General features: G+C 60.1%; 13 protein-coding genes. 5 read left to right on the top strand and 8 right to left on the bottom strand.

The window, feature by feature from the left end:
* Positions 1-143 precede the first annotated feature (143 nt).
* The 3 genes from SB725_RS11920 to nadE all read left to right on the top strand — a co-directional run bounded on the left by SB725_RS11920 (position 144) and on the right by nadE (position 3243).
* Positions 144-1055 (top strand): LysR family transcriptional regulator, encoded by a 912-nt coding sequence (locus SB725_RS11920; RefSeq protein ID WP_410921790.1) that lies wholly within the window; start codon positions 144-146, stop codon positions 1053-1055.
* A 129-nt stretch (positions 1056-1184) separates the two neighbouring features.
* On the top strand, positions 1185-2411 hold the full coding sequence (gene pncB / locus SB725_RS11915) for a nicotinate phosphoribosyltransferase (RefSeq protein WP_027921966.1): 1227 nt from the start codon (positions 1185-1187) through the stop codon (positions 2409-2411).
* A gap of 4 nt (positions 2412-2415) precedes the next feature.
* Positions 2416-3243 carry an ammonia-dependent NAD(+) synthetase gene (gene nadE / locus SB725_RS11910; RefSeq protein ID WP_059181722.1) on the top strand — a complete coding sequence of 276 codons (828 nt, stop codon included), beginning with the start codon at positions 2416-2418 and terminating at the stop codon, positions 3241-3243.
* A 190-nt stretch (positions 3244-3433) separates the two neighbouring features.
* On the opposite strand, the gene azu is transcribed toward nadE, so the two are convergent.
* The gene (gene azu / locus SB725_RS11905) at positions 3434-3880 is read right to left on the bottom strand and encodes an azurin (RefSeq protein WP_059181723.1); all 447 of its coding nucleotides are present in this window, start codon (positions 3878-3880) and stop codon (positions 3434-3436) included.
* Positions 3881-4225: 345 nt separating this feature from the next.
* Here azu and SB725_RS11900 point away from each other — a divergent pair, with 345 nt between their 5' ends.
* Both SB725_RS11900 and SB725_RS11895 read left to right on the top strand, forming a co-directional pair.
* Positions 4226-4813, top strand: coding sequence for a TIGR00730 family Rossman fold protein (locus tag SB725_RS11900; RefSeq protein ID WP_027921969.1), 588 nt, complete (start codon positions 4226-4228; stop codon positions 4811-4813).
* A gap of 68 nt (positions 4814-4881) precedes the next feature.
* Positions 4882-5070 carry a hypothetical protein gene (locus SB725_RS11895; RefSeq protein ID WP_007947526.1) on the top strand — a complete coding sequence of 63 codons (189 nt, stop codon included), beginning with the start codon at positions 4882-4884 and terminating at the stop codon, positions 5068-5070.
* A gap of 137 nt (positions 5071-5207) precedes the next feature.
* Here SB725_RS11895 and SB725_RS11890 read toward each other — a convergent pair whose 3' ends face one another.
* The 7 genes from SB725_RS11890 to SB725_RS11860 form a co-directional block, all read right to left on the bottom strand.
* Positions 5208-6098 carry a transglutaminase N-terminal domain-containing protein gene (locus SB725_RS11890; protein ID WP_059181724.1) on the bottom strand — a complete coding sequence of 297 codons (891 nt, stop codon included), beginning with the start codon at positions 6096-6098 and terminating at the stop codon, positions 5208-5210.
* The gene (locus SB725_RS11885) at positions 6098-8584 is read right to left on the bottom strand and encodes a circularly permuted type 2 ATP-grasp protein (RefSeq protein ID WP_410921788.1); all 2487 of its coding nucleotides are present in this window, start codon (positions 8582-8584) and stop codon (positions 6098-6100) included. The genes SB725_RS11890 and SB725_RS11885 overlap by 1 nt, the downstream gene beginning before the upstream one ends.
* An 88-nt stretch (positions 8585-8672) precedes the next feature.
* Positions 8673-11948 carry a DUF2126 domain-containing protein gene (locus SB725_RS11880; protein WP_410921787.1) on the bottom strand — a complete coding sequence of 1092 codons (3276 nt, stop codon included), beginning with the start codon at positions 11946-11948 and terminating at the stop codon, positions 8673-8675.
* Between the two features lie 244 nt (positions 11949-12192).
* On the bottom strand, positions 12193-14496 hold the full coding sequence (locus SB725_RS11875; RefSeq protein ID WP_027921973.1) for a YgiQ family radical SAM protein: 2304 nt from the start codon (positions 14494-14496) through the stop codon (positions 12193-12195).
* Positions 14497-14683: 187 nt separating this feature from the next.
* Positions 14684-16078 (bottom strand): replicative DNA helicase, encoded by a 1395-nt coding sequence (dnaB, locus tag SB725_RS11870; RefSeq protein WP_007947521.1) that lies wholly within the window; start codon positions 16076-16078, stop codon positions 14684-14686.
* Between the two features lie 122 nt (positions 16079-16200).
* Positions 16201-16647 carry a 50S ribosomal protein L9 gene (rplI, locus tag SB725_RS11865; RefSeq protein ID WP_003197251.1) on the bottom strand — a complete coding sequence of 149 codons (447 nt, stop codon included), beginning with the start codon at positions 16645-16647 and terminating at the stop codon, positions 16201-16203.
* Between the two features lie 19 nt (positions 16648-16666).
* A complete protein-coding gene (locus tag SB725_RS11860) occupies positions 16667-17560 on the bottom strand; it encodes a hypothetical protein (RefSeq protein ID WP_027921974.1) in 894 nt (297 codons plus the stop codon).
* Between the last annotated feature and the right edge of the window lie 26 nt (positions 17561-17586).

The following is a 17586-nucleotide window of genomic DNA, read 5'->3' as shown; positions in this document are numbered from 1 at the left end:
GCAGCCGGAATAATCACGGCTGATCAGACCTGTAGTTTTAGCGCCCCGGAGGTTACCCAACAAACGACCTTTAAGAGAGATATCATTCCGTTTATTCATGCTGCGAATTGCTGGTAAGAAAGAAACAAGAAAAAGGACTACCCATGCTGAATAAACGTTACCTGCCGTCGATCACCGCGCTGCAGTGTTTCGAGGCCGTGACCCGGCATTTGAGCTTCACCCGGGCCGCCGAAGAGCTGAACCTGACCCAGAGCGCGGTCAGTAAACAGGTCGCGCAACTTGAAGAATTGTTGCAGCACTTGTTGTTCCGCCGCGTGCGCCGACGCCTGCAAATGACTCCGGCCGGTGATTTGTACCTGGTGGAAGTCAGAAAAATCCTCACCCAGGTCGAGATGTCGACCCATTACCTGCGCTCCTACGGCGGGGAAACCGAAGTCTTGCGCGTCTCGACTCCGCCAACGTTCGGTGCGCGCTGGTTGGTGCCGCGCCTGAAAGGTTGGCGCCTGCGCCATCCCTCGATCCATCTGGACCTGTGCAGCGAGCAGGAAGCCGACGATTTATTGCAAGGTCGCAGCGATCTGGCGTTCTACTTCGGCCAGGGTTCAAGGCCCGGGACCGAATGCCTGAAGCTGTTCGGCGAAGAACTGGTGCCGGTTTGCGCACCGGGCAGTCTCCCCGACCAGCCGTTCACCGACCCGACACAGCTCACCGACCTGGTCCTGCTGCAAAACGCTTCTCGCCCGCAGGCCTGGCACGACTGGTTCGACAGTCAGGGCTACCACACCGAACACAGCTACCATGGCCCGCGGTTTGAAACCTTCTACATGTGCATTCGCGCCGCCCAGGTCGGCTGCGGCGTGGCGCTGTTGCCAAGGTTTTTGGTGGAAGAGGAATTGGCCGACGGCAAACTGGTCATCCCCTGGAAACACGCGATGCCGAGCACGGACGCCTATTACCTGGCGTATCCCGAGCATTCGGCGGAAGTGCCCAAGGTGCGGGATTTTGTGAAATGGATGCTGGAGCAGATAGATAGCCCGGATGGAGCACAAATCTAAAGTTTCACTCAATCCCTGTGGGAACGAGCTTGCTCGGTCCCACAGGGGTCTGCTGTTGTCCAAAAAATCGCTGGCAATTTTTACCCGTGATATGCGCCACTACCCCCATTCAATGCGGAGAACCCCGTTATGAGCGAGAGCGTGTTTGGCGATCGCATCGTGCAGAACCTGCTCGACACCGACTTCTACAAACTGACGATGATGCAGGCGGTGCTGCACAACTACCCGAACGTCGAAGTCGAATGGGAGTTTCGTTGCCGCAACAGTGAAGATTTGCGCCCGTACCTGGCGGAGATCCGTTTCCAGATCGAGCGTCTGGCAGAGTTGAGCCTGAGCCCTGATCAATTGGGTTTTCTGGAGCGCATCAGTTTTCTGAAGCCGGATTTCCTGCGGTTTCTCGGCTTGTTCCGCTTCAACCTGCGTTACATCCACACCGGCATCGAAAACGGCGAGTTGTTCATCCGCCTGCGCGGGCCGTGGCTGCATGTGATTCTGTTCGAAGTGCCGCTGCTGGCGATTGTCAGTGAAGTGCGCAACCGCTATCGCTACCGGGAGATCGTCCTGGAACAGGCGCGCGAACAGCTGTACCGCAAGTTCGACTGGCTGACCGCCAACGCCAGCAGCGACGAATTGTCCGAGTTGCAGGTCGCCGATTTCGGCACGCGCCGGCGCTTTTCGTACCGCGTGCAAGAAGAAGTGGTCAACGTGCTCAAGCACGACTTCCCCGGGCGTTTCGTCGGCACCAGCAACGTGCACCTGTCCCGGGAACTGGACATGAAACCGTTGGGCACCATGGCCCACGAATGGATCATGGCCCATCAACAGCTCGGTCCACGGCTGATCGACAGTCAAATTGCCGCGCTCGACTGCTGGGTGCGCGAGTACCGTGGCCTGCTGGGGATTGCCCTGACTGACTGCATCACCATGGATGCGTTCCTCGGTGATTTCGATCTGTTCTTCGCCAAGCTTTTCGACGGCCTGCGCCACGACTCGGGTGATCCGGTGGCATGGGCGGAAAAAGCCATCGCTCATTATCACAAGCTCGGCATCGACCCGATGAGCAAGACGCTGACATTCTCCGACAGCCTGACGCTGCCCAAGTCGCTGGAAATATTCCGCGCGCTGCGGGGTCGGATCAATGTCAGCTTTGGCATCGGTACCCACCTGACCTGCGATATTCCAGGTGTCGAACCGATGAGCATCGTGCTTAAAATGACGGCCTGCAACGGCCAGCCCGTGGCGAAGATTTCTGATGAGCCTGGCAAGACTCACTGCAAAGACCCGAATTTCGTCGCCTATTTGCGACACGTTTTCAAAGTACCTGCCGCCCTTTCAAGCACATCTAGCAAGGAGTGAATTCATGCAAGCCGTACAGCGTGAGATTGCTGAGCAGCTCAAGGTTCAACCACCGTTCGCCGACGAGGCCGCCCTTGAGGCAGAAGTCGCCCGGCGGGTGAGTTTCATTCAGGATTGCCTGGTCAATTCCGGGCTCAAGACCCTGGTGCTGGGCATCAGCGGTGGCGTCGACTCCCTGACCGCCGGCCTGCTGGCCCAACGCGCGATGCGTGAACTGCGTCAGCGCACCGGCGACAAGAGTTACAAGTTCATCGCGGTGCGTTTGCCGTACGAGACTCAGTTCGATGAACACGACGCCCAGGCTTCGGTGGACTTCATCGCCCCGGACGAACGCCACACCGTGAACATCGGCCCGGCGGTCAAATCCCTGGCCAATGAAGTCGCGGCCTTCGAAGGCAAGCACGCGGTGTCGGTGGATTTCGTGCTCGGCAACACCAAGGCGCGCATGCGCATGGTTGCTCAGTACACCATCGCCGGCGCGGCCCATGGCCTGGTGATCGGCACCGACCATGCGGCGGAAGCAGTGATGGGTTTCTTCACCAAGTTCGGTGACGGCGCCTGCGACCTCGCCCCGTTGAGTGGGCTGGTGAAGAATCAGGTTCGCGATATTGCTCGCTGCTTTGGTGCACCGGAATCGTTGGTAGAGAAAATCCCTACGGCGGATCTGGAAGACCTGTCGCCGGGTAAGCCGGATGAAGCGTCCCATGGCGTGACCTATGCCGAGATTGATGCGTTCCTGCACGGTGAGCCGGTGCGTGAGGAAGCGTTCAAGATCATTTGTGAGACTTACAAGAAAACTCATCACAAGCGGGTGATGCCGTTTGCGCCATAAGGACGTCGGCGTCTGTATGACGCCTTCGCGGGCAAGCCACGCTCCCACAGATTTTGTGTCGGACGCCGGTAATGGGCACGACGCAAATCCTGTGGGAGCGTGGCTTGCCCGCGATGAACGATGACTCGGTCAAACGTCAGGCACAAAAAAAGCGTCCCAAGCGGACGCTTTTTTTATGAGCTCGATTCGATTACTTCAGGGTAACCGTGCCTTTCATCATCGAGATGTGGCCCGGGAACGAGCAGAAGAAGCCGTAGCTTTCGCCAGCCGCCAGCTTCGACACGTCGAAGGTCACCGAATCCATTTCGCCAGCACCGATGATTTTGGTGTGGGCAATGATGCGCTCGTCACCTTCTTTCAGGTAGTTCTTGTCGATGCCTGCCGCCATGCCGTCGGTGGCGATCGGCTGCATGTCAGCTGTTTTACTCAGCACCCAGTTATGGCCCATGACGTTCTTCGGCAGGCTGCCAGAGTGTTTCAGCTCCACGGTGAAGGTCTTGCAGCTCTTGTCGATGCTGATGTCCTTGGTATCGAAGGACATCTGGTCCGTGGAGTCGACGGTGACCTTGCATTCAGCAGCCATCAATTGACTGCTGGCCAGTGTCAGCAGGGATACCGCAACAAGTTTGGCAAACATGGTGAATCTCCAAGGCAGGGTTAACGAAAAGTGCGAATGGACAGAAGACTGCCTGAAAACTGCGCAAGTTCCTATGACCTGAATCAAAAATTGTATACAACTTTCGGGCTATGACACCTATCGAAACAATCTACCAGCCAGACGTCTGGCCCGGCCCTATCATCAGGCCGTCATCCCTGATCTGGAGCGCCTGTCATGTCCTTGAATAGCCTGTTGTGCAGTTTGCTTGCCGCCTACGCCTGTGGTGCCAGCGGCACCTATGAAACACCCCAGCGCGAGGTTTAACCCTTGGAGCGTAGCTGACCTGCCTTTATTCTGTGGGCCATCCTGCCCCTGGAGTAAGGCATGTCTTTAACGTCTGTTTGTGTATTTTGCGGCGCCAGCACCGGCACCCACCCAGCCTATCGTGAAGCGGCAGTTGCCTTGGGGCGAGCCTTGGCCGAGCGCAAGTTGACCCTGGTCTATGGCGGCGGTGCCGTCGGGCTGATGGGGATTGTGGCCGACGCGGCACTGGCGGCCGGCGGTGAAGTGATCGGGATCATCCCGCAAAGCCTCAAAGACAAGGAAATCGGCCACAGCGGCCTGACTCGTCTGGAAGTGGTCGACGGCATGCATGCGCGCAAGGCGCGGATGGCCGAACTCAGCGACGCGTTTATCGCGCTGCCCGGTGGCCTCGGCACCCTGGAAGAACTGTTCGAAGTCTGGACCTGGGGCCAGCTCGGCTATCACGGCAAGCCGCTCGGCCTGCTGGAAGTGAACGGTTTCTACAGCAAATTGACCGGTTTTCTTGATCATATCGTCGGCGAAGGCTTCGTTCGCGCACCGCACCGTGACATGCTGCAAGTGAGCGAATCACCGCAAACCCTGCTCGATGCCCTGGACGCCTGGCAACCGTCGGTCCTGCCAAAATGGACCGATCAAAAACCCAGCTAACGGCTCGGCACCGATACAGGGCAGAATATGCGCCGCTCAACCTCACCTTCGACCCCAGAGGATCGCCCATGGCTAAACCTAATTATTCCTTCGCCAAACGTCAGAGAGACTTGGCCAAGGAGCAGAAGAAAGAGGAAAAGCTTCAGCGCAAGAAAGCTACAGCTGAAGAAGAAGCAGCAGCACTGAACCCGGATGCCGAAGGCGAAGTGGCTACAGACGAAACTGAAGCACCGAAAGATCAGGCGCCCGACGCCTGAGACCCTCAGGGCCGGATGATCTGATCAGGCCCACCGGATCTGTGTCCAGGGTCAGCAGTTGTTTTTGCTGACCCTCACAGTCCCCCTCTGAAATACCCCAATCCATAGAACACACACACTCCTACAGGGGATCTGTGTTAATCCATTGGCATTACGGTGACGCGGACTTCCGGGTCGTGATTGCCGCCCCCCAGAATCACCCCACGCAATGGCGAAACATCGGAGAAATCCCGGCCCCAGGCCAGGGTGATGTGCTCAAGTGCCGGCTGAACGTTGTTGGTCGGGTCGAAATCGACCCAGCCCAGCACCGGGCAAAACACCGAGACCCAGGCGTGGGACGCGTCCGCCCCGATCAATCGCGGCTGCCCCGGCGGTGGCTGAGTCAGCAGGTAACCGCTGATATAGCGCGCCGCCAGACCACGAGAACGCACGCACGCGAGCATCAGGTGGGCGAAATCCTGGCAGACCCCGCGTCGGCGCTCCAGCACTTCCACCAACGGCGTCGCCACTTGGGTCGCTTCGGCGTCGAAGGTGAACTCGCTGAAGATTTTCTCCATCAGGGCCTGAACGCCCCACAGCAACGGTCGCCCCGCGGGAAAACAGCTCTCGGAGAACTCGACGAAATTGCGCTTCAAATGCACGTAAGGCGATTCGAACCGATACCGGCAGGCTTCGAGTATGTCGGGGGACAGCGGCTGGCTGCTGTAGGTCAACGCATTGCGGGTGTCCTCCCAGGGCGGCGACTGTTTGAAGTCCAGCACGGGCCGGGGCAGGACCTCGACGGTCAGGCTGGCATTGACCAGCAATTCATCGTGCGGGCGCTCGAAGGCCAGGCGCGTGAGCGGATTGCCAAACACATCCAGCTCATCCCGGCGCGTGGTCGGGTCGGGACTGATCTGCAATTGTCGAGCGGTGCAGCGTTGCCAGGCGCAGGGCCGCGGCCAGAGATGAGCGAGCTGCTGAGCCAAAGAAACCGGGCTGTCATAGTGATAATGGGTGTCGTGGAAAATCTGGTAGTGAGCACTCATCAGACAGACACCGTACGTTGGCTGACGTCATCGACATGAGCAAAATGGCGCAGGGCCAGGCGATCCGAGACCTGGCCACTGGCGTCGGCAATCTCTTGCAGCAAATCGGCCAGCCCATCGAGCGCGGCGCGAACGCTGGCTTCGCCGAACAAGGCGTTTTCCAGGCAGCCCAGATCGAACTGCGCCAGCCGCTCCACCAACAGCGGCAAACCGGCTTCGCGTGGCGCGCCAAAGTCGTCATTCAAGCGTTTCAGGGTTCGCGTCACCAACTTCAACTGGAACAGTACGGCGTGAGGGTTCTGCTCATCGAGCAGCAACAGGTCGAGCACCGGCAGCAATTGCGCCACCGCCAGATACCGCGAGCGGTAGGTGATGCTGCTGTTGCCCAACTCCAGCAGCCATTCCAGCCCGGCCTGATCAAAAGCCCCGGCACCGCGCAGAAACGCTGAAAGGCTGGCGCTGAGAAATTGCAGGCGCTCGATCCGTCGGCCGATCATCAGGAAGCGCCAGCCTTCGTCGCGAGTCATGTCGTCCAGGGCGAAACCTGACAGCGCCGCCAGCGACATCACCAGACGGTTGAGGAAATCCAGCAGCTCACCAAAGTCCGGCTCTCCGGTTTCCAGTTCCATGGCTTCGCGCTGCAATTCCACCAGCGCCTGCCAATTTTCCCGCGAGAGTTTGCCGCGCACTTGCGAGGCCGCCCACTGCAGGCGTTGCAGATTGGAACGCAGGCTGAATGGCCAATCGTCACCGAGCAAGGCGGCCAACAAACGCTCCGGCAACTCGCCTTCATCGGGCAAAAGATTCAGCCGTTCACCGAGGTCGACGGCCGCCTGCAAGGCTTGCGGATCATCGCCGTCGACGTAGCGCGCCAGCACGATCCGCAGCAGTCGCGCGCTGTCATCACAACGTTCGCAATAGCGGCCGAACCAAAACAGGTTTTCCACCACCCGCGAGGGCAGATAAGGGTCTCGCCGAACCAAGTCATGCACACCGATCGTGCGCTGGGTTTTCCATTGCTCGCCGCTGGGCGGACGATCCCCTAGTACCCACGTGTCCTTGCTCGCACCGCCGCGCTGCATCGACACCACTTCGGCGTCCGCCTCGGCCGCCACGCGGGTCAGACCGCCGGGTAAAACCCGGTAGCCGTCATGGCTGGCCACGGCGTAGACGCGCATGCCGATGGCACGCGGTTGCAATTGACCGTCTTCGGCCTGCCAGACCGGCGCCTGGGACAACTGGGCCATTTCTTGCGCCACATAGGCATAAGGCCGCGCCTGCATGCGCTCAGCCAGGGCCTGACGCTGTTTTTCACTCAGATCACGGCCAAACACAGGCGCGAAGCTTTGAGACGGGAACGCTGGTTTGATCAGCAACTCTGGCAGTTTTTCCAGCGCTTGAGCCAGCACGGGCGCCTCGCCGCACCACCAGGTTGCGATGGACGGCAGGATCAGTTCTTCGCCGAACAGGAACTGATTGATCTTCGGCAGAAAGCCCAATAACCCCGGCGACTCCAGCACGCCGCTGCCGAGGGCATTCGCCACCAACACCCGCCCTCGCCGCACGGCTTCGAGCAGCCCCGGCACGCCCAGTGCAGAATCGGTGCGCAGCTCCAGCGGGTCGCAGAAATCATCGTCGAGCCGGCGCATGATTGCGTGAACCCGACGCAGGCCGCTCAGGGTTTTCAGGTAGACCGTGGCATCGCGCACCGTGAGGTCGCCGCCCTCCACCAATGGGTAACCGAGCTGACGCGCCAGATACAAGTGTTCGAAATAGCTTTCATTGAAGCGCCCCGGGGTCAGCAACACGATCAGCGGAGCTTCATCATCGCGCGGGGCCTGACGAGCCAGGGTTTCCTGAAGCGTGCGGAAGAACCCGGCCAGATGCTGCACTTTCAAATCGCGATACAGCTCGGGAAAGGCCCGGGACACGATGGTGCGGTTTTCCAGGGCGTAACCGGCGCCGGACGGCGCTTGCGTCCGGTCCGCGGTGACCCACCAGCGGCCATCAGGCGTGCGTGCCAGATCGACGGCATACAGATGCAGAAAAACCCCGTCGGGCGGCGCAATGCCCTGACAGGGCCAGAGGAAGTTGTTATGACCGAACACCAGTTCTGCCGGCAACAGACCTTCGGCGATCAAGCGTTGCGGGCCGTACAGATCCGCCAGCACCGCATTCAACAGACGCGCCCGCTGTGCGATCCCAGCTGACAGCTGCGCCCACTCATCCGCGGCAATCACATGGGGCAACAGATCCAGTTCCCACGGCCGATCCGCGCCTTTTGGATCGGCGTAAACGTTGTAGGTCACGCCGTTTTCCTGGATCTGCCGGGTCAACAAGGCCTGACGCAGCACCAATTGTGCAGGCGTGCTGCGTTGCAATTGGTCGATCAGCCGACGCCAGTGCGGGCGTACGGTGCCGCTGTCGTCGAGCAGTTCGTGATAAGTGCCCGCCGTCAGCGGGTAGCGGTCAAGCAGGTCAGGCATGGAAAGCTCGGCAGACAGCAAAGAACAGTCAGACTAACGCACGCTCATGACGCCCGGATAGACGAAAAATCCGAGCGTCGCGTACGACTTAGAAACGTCGTAAATCGAGCGTCATCGGCAGCTCGTCGTTGATTTCCACAGTCGGTACGGGCAGTTTTCCCGGCGTGTGCCCTATACGGAAAAATCGCGCCATTCGCCGGCTCTCGGCCTCATTGGCGTTCACCGGCAGGCTGTCGTAGTTGCGCCCACCCGGATGGGCCACGTGGTATTGGCAGCCGCCTAGCGAACGCTGCATCCAGGAGTCGAGCAAGTCGAACACCAATGGCGCGTGGACCGGGATGGTCGGTTGCAAACAGTTGGCCGGTTGCCAGGCGCGAAAACGCACGCCGGCAACAAACTCCCCAACCCGTCCGGTGGGTTGCAACGGCACCGGAATACCATTGCAGGTCAGCAGATAACGTTGCGGTGGCAGGCCGGTGAGCTTGACCTGCAAACGCTCCAGCGATGAATCCACATACCGCACCGTGCCGCCGACCGCGCCCTCCTCACCCAACACATGCCAAGGTTCCAGTGCCTGACGCAATTGCAGTTCAATGCCGCTGACCGCGTAATCACCGACCTTGGGAAAACGGAACTCCAGATGCGCGGCGAACCACTCGGCCCGCACCGGATACCCGGCCGCATTGAGATCGACAATGACGTCAGCGAAATCCTGTTCGATAAAGTGCGGCAACAAGAACCGGTCGTGCAGCTCCGTGCCCCAGCGCGCGAGCTTCGGCGGCGCATAAGGCTCACGCCAGAACCGCGCGACCAGCGCTCGCAGCAACAATTGCTGAGCCAGGCTCATGCGCGCGTGTGGAGGCATTTCAAAAGCACGCAACTCCAGCAAGCCAAGACGTCCGGTGGCACCGTCCGGCGAATAGAGTTTGTCGATGCAGAATTCGGCACGGTGGGTGTTGCCGGTCACGTCGATCAGCAGGTTACGCAGCAACCGATCCACCCGCCATGGCGCGCATTCCTCACCCGGTGCAGGCATTTGGGCGAAGGCGATTTCCAGTTCATACAGCGCATCGTTGCGCGCTTCATCGACGCGCGGTGCCTGGGACGTCGGGCCGATGAACAGCCCGGAAAACAGGTAGGACAGCGACGGATGGTTATGCCAGTAGCTGATCAAGCTGCGCAGCAAGTCGGGACGACGCAGAAACGGCGAGTCGGCCGGGGTCGCGCCGCCGAGCACAAAATGGTTACCGCCCCCCGTGCCTGTGTGCCGCCCGTCAATCATGAATTTTTCGGTGGTCAGTCGGGTCTGGCGCGCTTCTTCGTACAGAAACTCGGTGCGCTCAACCAACTCGTCCCAGGTCGCGGATGGCTGCACGTTGACTTCGATCACGCCCGGATCCGGGGTGATACGAAAGTTGCTCAGACGCGGATCGCTTGGCGGTTCATAGCCTTCCAGCAACACCGGGCAATGCAGCTCTTCGGCAGTGGCCTCGATGGCGGTGACCAGTTCCAGATAATCCTCGACCCGCTCCAGCGGCGGCATGAACAGGTACAACCGCCCTTCCCGGGCTTCAGCGCAGAACGCCGTGCGTGTCAGCCAGTCGGCAGACTCGTCGATTTTCGGCTCGCGCTCAACCGCTTCGGCCGGCGCGCCTGGACTGTTCAACGCCATGGTGTCGGGAAGCGCGGGGAATTCCTGATTCGGGTCGTTGGGATGAATGAACGGATACTCGGCCGCTTTCACCCAAGGCTGCGAGCCGAGCGGCAAGCGATAACCCAGCGGAGAATCCCCCGGCACCAGCCGGCAATGCTCGTCACGCAGATACCAGCGACCGCTTTGCCATTGATCACCCTTGGCGGTGCGCGCCAGCGGCAGGACCTGGCCAATGACTTTATCCAGCCCCTGGCTGAAGACTTTACGCAGACGTGCACGCTCCAGCGGCTCTTCCAGACGTGAGTCTTCGGCGCTGACGTTCTGCGGCAATGTGCCTTCGCGCCATAGGTAATAGAAATTGTCTTCGTAGGCCGGGAACACGAAGCGTGTCGGAAGCTTCAGCCGTTCGGCGACGCTCGCCAGAAACCGACCGGCCAGTGCGCCATCAGCGCCGTAGTCTTCCTGCTCATCGGCGATCAGCCCGCTGTTGTGCCAGATCGGCACGCCATCGCGGCGCCAATAGCAATTCAACGACCAACGTGGCAACTGCTCACCGGGGTACCACTTGCCCTGGCCGAAATGTACGAGGCCTTTGGGCGCGTAGTGTTTGCGCATGCGCTGGAACAGTTCGGCGGACAGTCGACGCTTGTCCGGCCCGAGCGCGGCGGTGTTCCACTCGGCGCCATCCGGGTCATCGATGGAAACGAAGGTCGGCTCGCCGCCCATGGTCAGGCGCACATCGTCTTCCAGCAGGTCGGCATCGATCTGCCGGCCCAGCGCCTGGATCGCCAACCATTGATCGTCGGTATAGGGCCTGGTGACGCGAGGGGCCTCCCAAATCCGTTCCACGGACATTTCGTGGGTGAACTCGCACTCGCACGGCTCCACCAGGCCACTGATCGGCGCCGCAGAGCCCGGATCGGGGCTGCACGCCAACGGAATGTGGCCTTCGCCGGCAAACAGCCCTGAGGTCGCGTCCAGGCCGATCCAGCCGGCACCGGGCAAATAGACTTCGCACCAGGCATGCAGGTCGGTGAAGTCCACGTCAGTGCCGGATGGACCGTCGAGGCTTTTGACGTCGGCGGTCAATTGAATCAGGTAACCGGAAACAAAGCGCGCGGCCAGCCCGAGGTTACGCAGCAGTTGCACCAGCAACCAGGCCGAGTCGCGGCAGGAACCGGAGGCGTGTTCGAGGGTGTGCTCGGGTGTCTGTACGCCCGGTTCCATGCGGATCAGGTAACCGATGTCTTCGCTCAAGCGCTGGTTGAGCGCGACGAGGAAATCCACGCTGGGCAGCGGCGTGCGGTCGATGCCGTCCAGATAGGCCTTGAACTTCGGCGTCAGGGGCAGGGTTTCCAGGTACGGCGCCAGTTCCTTGCGCTCGTCGGCGGCGTAGGTAAACGGGATTTTTTCCGCGTAGGGTTCGAGGAAAAAGTCGAAGGGATTGAAGACCGCCATTTCCGCGAGCAGATCGACTTCGATCCGCAGCTCATCGGTTTTCTCCGGAAACACCAACCGCGCCAGGTAATTGCCCTGCGGGTCTTGTTGCCAGTTGATGAAGTGCTGCTCGGGCGAGACTTTCAGCGCATAGGACAGGATCCGCGTGCGACTGTGGGCGGCCGGGCGCAGGCGAACGATCTGCGGACCAAGTTCGACAGCGCGGTCGTAGCGGTAATGCGTGACGTGGTGCAATGCGACATGAATCGACACGGCGTGCCTCCTGCGAGCCCTAAGCGTTATCGAAAGCGCGCAAGACTTATGCCATCGCGGCACCGCTGGCGCTTTCTCCATTTGCTTGAGGCAGTACAGCACCAAAATCGGGCGATGCGGGAAATTGGTTGGGGGCAGTTGCACGCAAATGTTGCGGTCGGGGCGCCGTCGGCCGGGTTTTGCAGTGGCGCACAACGCAAAACGCCAACCCGAAGGTTGGCGTTCTGTTCAGCTCAAGCAAGGCTTAGCGCGGTACAACCGGCTTGCGGGCAGGCTTAGGACCCTTGCCTTTCGCCGCGTCCTTGCGCTCCTTGGCCGCCTGCTGGTTGCGGGCGAACGCCGCCGCCTTGGCCTGTTCACGCTTGTCCCACGGGTTACCGCCATCGCTGGCACGCGGTGGCAGGCCGGTGTGCTGGGTCAGGATCTTGGTGGTCTTTTCCCCTGCAACCTTGTGACTGCCAGCCGGTGTCGAGTTCTTGCGACGGGCGCTCTGGTAGCTGTCGGTCGCCGGTTGATGCAGCGGGATCAACTGGTTCTTGCCCGGCCCGATCAGGTCGGCGCGACCCATGCGGGTCAGCGCTTCACGCAGCATCGGCCAGCCTTTCGGGTCGTGATAACGCAAGAACGCTTTATGCAGGCGACGCTGCTCTTCGCTCTTGACGATGGTCACGGCGTCGCTCTTGTAAGTGACCTTGCGCAGCGGGTTCTTGCCCGAATGGTACATCGCGGTGGCGGTGGCCATCGGCGACGGGTAGAACGCCTGCACCTGGTCGGCGCGGAAGCCGTTGCCCTTGAGCCACAGGGCCAGGTTCATCATGTCTTCGTCGGTGGTGCCCGGGTGGGCGGCGATGAAGTACGGAATCAGGTACTGCTCTTTCCCGGCTTCCTTGGAGTACTTCTCGAACATGCGCTTGAACTTGTCATAGCTGCCAATGCCGGGCTTCATCATCTGGTTGAGCGGACCTTCCTCGGTGTGTTCCGGGGCGATCTTGAGGTAACCACCGACGTGGTGGGTCACCAGCTCCTTGACGTATTCCGGCGACTCGACCGCGAGGTCGTAGCGCAGGCCGGAAGCGATCAAAATTTTCTTCACGCCCGGCAAGGCACGGGCGCTGCGGTAGAGCTGAATCAACGACGAGTGATCGGTGTTCAGGTTCGGGCAGATGCCAGGGAACACGCACGAAGGCTTGCGGCACGCGGATTCGATTTCCGGGCTCTTGCAGGCGATGCGGTACATGTTCGCGGTCGGGCCGCCGAGGTCGGAAATGACGCCGGTGAAACCCGGCACCTTGTCGCGGATCTCTTCGATTTCGCGAATGATCGACTCTTCGGAGCGGTTCTGAATGATCCGGCCTTCGTGCTCGGTGATCGAGCAGAAGGTGCAGCCGCCGAAGCAGCCACGCATGATGTTCACCGAGAAGCGGATCATGTCGTAGGCCGGAATCTTTTCCTTGCCGTACGCCGGGTGCGGGATGCGCGCATAGGGCATGCCGAACACGTAGTCCATTTCTTCAGTGGTCATCGGAATCGGCGGCGGGTTGAACCAGACATCGACGTCGCCATGCTTCTGCACCAGCGCGCGGGCGTTGCCCGGGTTGGTTTCAAGGTGAAGCACGCGGTTGGCGTGAGCGTACAGAACGGCGTCGCCACGGACTTTTTCTACCGACGGCAGACGAATCACGGTCTTGTCGCGGGTCATCTTCGGGCTGGCCAGGATCTGTACGACCTTGGCTTCAGTCGGATCTTCAACCGGCCCTTTTTCCTGCTCGATGGCGCAGGCCTGGGTGTCCTGGGTGTTCACGTACGGGTTGATGATCTTGTCGACCTTGCCCGGACGGTCGATGCGCGTGGAATCGACTTCGTACCAGTCTTTCGGCGTATCACGACGGATGAACGCGGTGCCGCGCACGTCGGTGATGTCTTCGATCTTGTGACCGTAGGACAGACGCTGGGCGACTTCGACGATCGCACGCTCGGCGTTGCCGTAGAGCAGGATGTCGGCACAGGCGTCGATCAGGATCGAGTTGCGCACCCGGTCCTGCCAGTAATCGTAGTGGGCGATGCGGCGCAGGGACGCTTCGATGCCACCGAGCACGATCGGCACGTGGTTGTAGGCTTCCTTGCAGCGCTGGCTGTAAACCAGGCTCGCACGGTCCGGCCGCTTGCCCGCCAGGCCACCGGGGGTGTAGGCGTCGTCAGAGCGGATTTTCTTGTCGGCGGTGTAGCGGTTGATCATCGAGTCCATGTTGCCGGCCGCGACACCGAAGAACAGGTTCGGCTCGCCGAGCTTCATGAAGTCGTCTTTGGACTGCCAGTTCGGCTGGGCAATGATCCCGACGCGGAAGCCTTGCGACTCCAGCAGCCGGCCGATGATCGCCATGCCGAACGACGGATGGTCAACGTACGCATCACCGGTGACGATGATGATGTCGCAGGAATCCCAGCCAAGCTGATCCATCTCCTCCCTGCTCATCGGCAGGAATGGCGCTGGACCGAAACATTCGGCCCAGTACTTGGGATAGTCAAATAACGGCTTGGCTGTTTGCATGACGATGACCGGTGTTGAGATGAAAAATCGCGGGCGCGGAATATAGCACAAAAAATAACCAATTCCGACGGCTATGGTCGGAAATTAGTGTCGACCCAATCGCGAGCAAACCCGCTCCCACAAGAACGTTGAGATCCCTGTGGGAGCGGGCTTGCCCGCGAAGAGGCCCTCTCAGGCACAACACAACTTACTCGTCGTCGAAGTTATAGCTGCCCGGCGCCAGGTTTTCGAAGCGGGTGTACTTGCCGATGAACGCCAGTCGCGACGTGCCGATCGGGCCGTTCCGTTGTTTACCGATAATGATTTCTGCGATGCCTTTGTGCTCGGTTTCCGGGTGATATACCTCATCCCGGTACACGAACATGATGACGTCAGCATCCTGCTCGATCGCTCCGGATTCCCGGAGGTCGGAGTTGATCGGACGTTTGTTTGGTCGTTGCTCCAGGGAGCGGTTGAGCTGGGACAACGCCACCACCGGGCAGTTGAATTCCTTGGCCAGGGCTTTCAAGGAACGGGAGATCTCGGAAATCTCGTTGGTCCGGTTGTCACCGCCGGAACCTGGAATCTGCATCAATTGCAGGTAGTCGATCATGATCAGGGCGACATCGCCGTGCTCACGCACCAATCGACGGGTTCGCGCACGCATCTCCGACGGGCTGATACCGGCCGTATCGTCGATGAACAGTTTGCGGTCGTTGAGCAGGTTGACCGCCGAGGTCAGGCGCGGCCAATCGTCGTCGTCGAGGCGACCGGCCCGGACCTTGGTCTGGTCAATACGGCCCAGGGACGACAACATACGCATGATCAGCGATTCACCTGGCATCTCGAGCGAGTAAACCAGGACGCACTTGTCGCTGCGCAACACGGCGTTTTCCACCAGGTTCATCGCAAAGGTGGTTTTACCCATGGACGGACGGCCGGCGACGATGATCAGGTCGGACGGCTGCAGGCCGCTGGTCTTCTCGTCGAGGTCGGTGTAGCCGGTGGACAGGCCGGTGATGGCGTTGTCGGTGTTGAACAGGGTGTCGATGCGGTCGATGGCCTTGGTCAGCAGGTCATTCACGCTCACCGGGCCGCCGGTTTTGGGCCGGGCCTCGGCGATCTGGAAGATCTGCCGTTCAGCTTCGTCGAGAATCTCTTCAGCCGTGCGGCCTTCCGGATTGAAGGCACTGTCGGCAATCTCGGTAGCGATGCCGATCAGTTGGCGCAATGTCGCCCGCGCACGAACGATCTGTGCGTAAGCCTTGATGTTGGCGACGGACGGCGTGTTTTTCGCCAGTTCGCCAAGGTAACCGAGACCACCGACCTGCGAGGTCTGACCTTCCTTGTCCAATTGCTCGGCAAGGGTCACGACGTCGATCGGGGAGTTCTGGTCGGCGAGCTTGGCGATCGCGCGGAAGATCAGGCGGTGGTCATGTCGATAGAAGTCGCCATCCGACACTTGATCGAGCACGCGTTCCCAGGCGTTGTTGTCCAGCATCAAACCACCGAGCACGGCCTGTTCGGCCTCGATGGAGTGCGGCGGCACCTTCAGGGAAGCGGTTTGCAGATCGTATTGCTCAGGTGCGGAGATATCGTTCATGGCCACTTGAATTGAGTGTGTGAAAATCAGGAACTGCAGAAAGACAAAGGGCACGACCTGTAAACAGGATCGTGCCCGATGTTACCGGCAAGCACCCGAGGGTGCCAGCCGACAAGTACTACTTAAGCTGCTACCACGACAACGCGTACGGTGGCTTCAACTTCAGCGTGCAGGTGCACGGCTACGTCGAATTCGCCTACGTTGCGGATGGTGCCGTTCGGCAGACGAACTTCGCTTTTTGCAACTTCAACGCCAGAGGCGGTCAGTGCATCAGCGATGTCGTGGGTGCCGATCGAACCGAACAGCTTGCCTTCGTCACCAGCGGTGGCAGTGATAGTCACTTCCAGCTCAGCCAGTTGGGCGGCACGGCTTTCAGCCGAAGTTTTACGGTCTGCTGCGGCTTTTTCCAGCTCAGCGCGACGCTCTTCGAACGCGGCCAGGTTGGCAGCGGTCGCAGCGGTAGCTTTGCCGTAAGGCAGCAGGTAGTTACGACCGTAACCAGCCTTAACGTTCACTTTGTCACCCAGGTTGCCCAGGTTGGTGACTTTTTCCAGAAGGATCAGTTGCATGTGAAAATCCTCTTAACTTTTAACCTTCACCGTTCGCGTTATCGGCATCTTTCGGTGCCGAACGACCGCGAAAATCAATCAGGCTGTCGACGATGGCCAAGACCACCAGCAACGGATAGATCAGCTGCATGAACAGCAACAGCGTGACGTACAACCCCACCAGCCAGAACCTGGCCAGTCGCTTTTGCGCCACCAGCCCGTGAATCAGGGCCAGCCCGGCGAACACCAGCGGTACGCTGCACAACGGCGTTAACATGGCCATCTGCGGACCAATGTTCGGCCCCAGAAGCATGCACGCCAGCAGCAACATCGCCGGCAAAAACGGGAATCGGATGGCGCGAAACTCGCGACCAAAACCACCCGGGTTGTACAACAACGCCTGCCAGTAGCGCCCGACAAGCAGGCTCAGCACACTGACGATTTGCAACAAGGCCGCAATCAGGCCGGTCAGGACCGGTGCAATCAGGGACGCAAAATGCGCTTGCTCGTCTACCGACAACTTCTCGTAGACATCACCGAGTAGCGACGGCATGACTTTTATCAAAGCCTGCGCCAGCATCTCGATTTGGGGACCAAACGTCGCCCCCAGCACCACCGAAAACACCACTCCCATCGCTATGCTGACCAGCAGCACGCGGTCCCAGGATTCGCTTGCGCGCAAAACCAACGCAAGGCTCGAAGAACCCAGCAGCACCAGAAGTGCCCGAGGGTCATCCGAGTAAAGCCACCAGATCAACGCCGGCAGCATTCCCAGGGCAAGAACGCCAAGGGCGTCCTTCAATCCGCGCCGCAGAAGCACAAGGCATCCCGCGGCAGCACCCAACCAATACAACAACGGCAATGTTACGCATCCAGCCACTACGAGAGTGGCCTGCATGCGGCCGCGCATGATGAACTCAGCTATGGCGCGCATGCATTCAATCCTTTGCTACGTGTCGA

The organism is Pseudomonas sp. SIMBA_041 (genome assembly GCF_046535095.1).
GTDB classification, from domain to species: Bacteria; Pseudomonadota; Gammaproteobacteria; order Pseudomonadales; family Pseudomonadaceae; genus Aquipseudomonas; species Aquipseudomonas mucoides.
The sequence above is the reverse complement of the archived record's forward strand: the minus strand, read 5'-3'. Positions and strand labels throughout refer to the sequence as shown.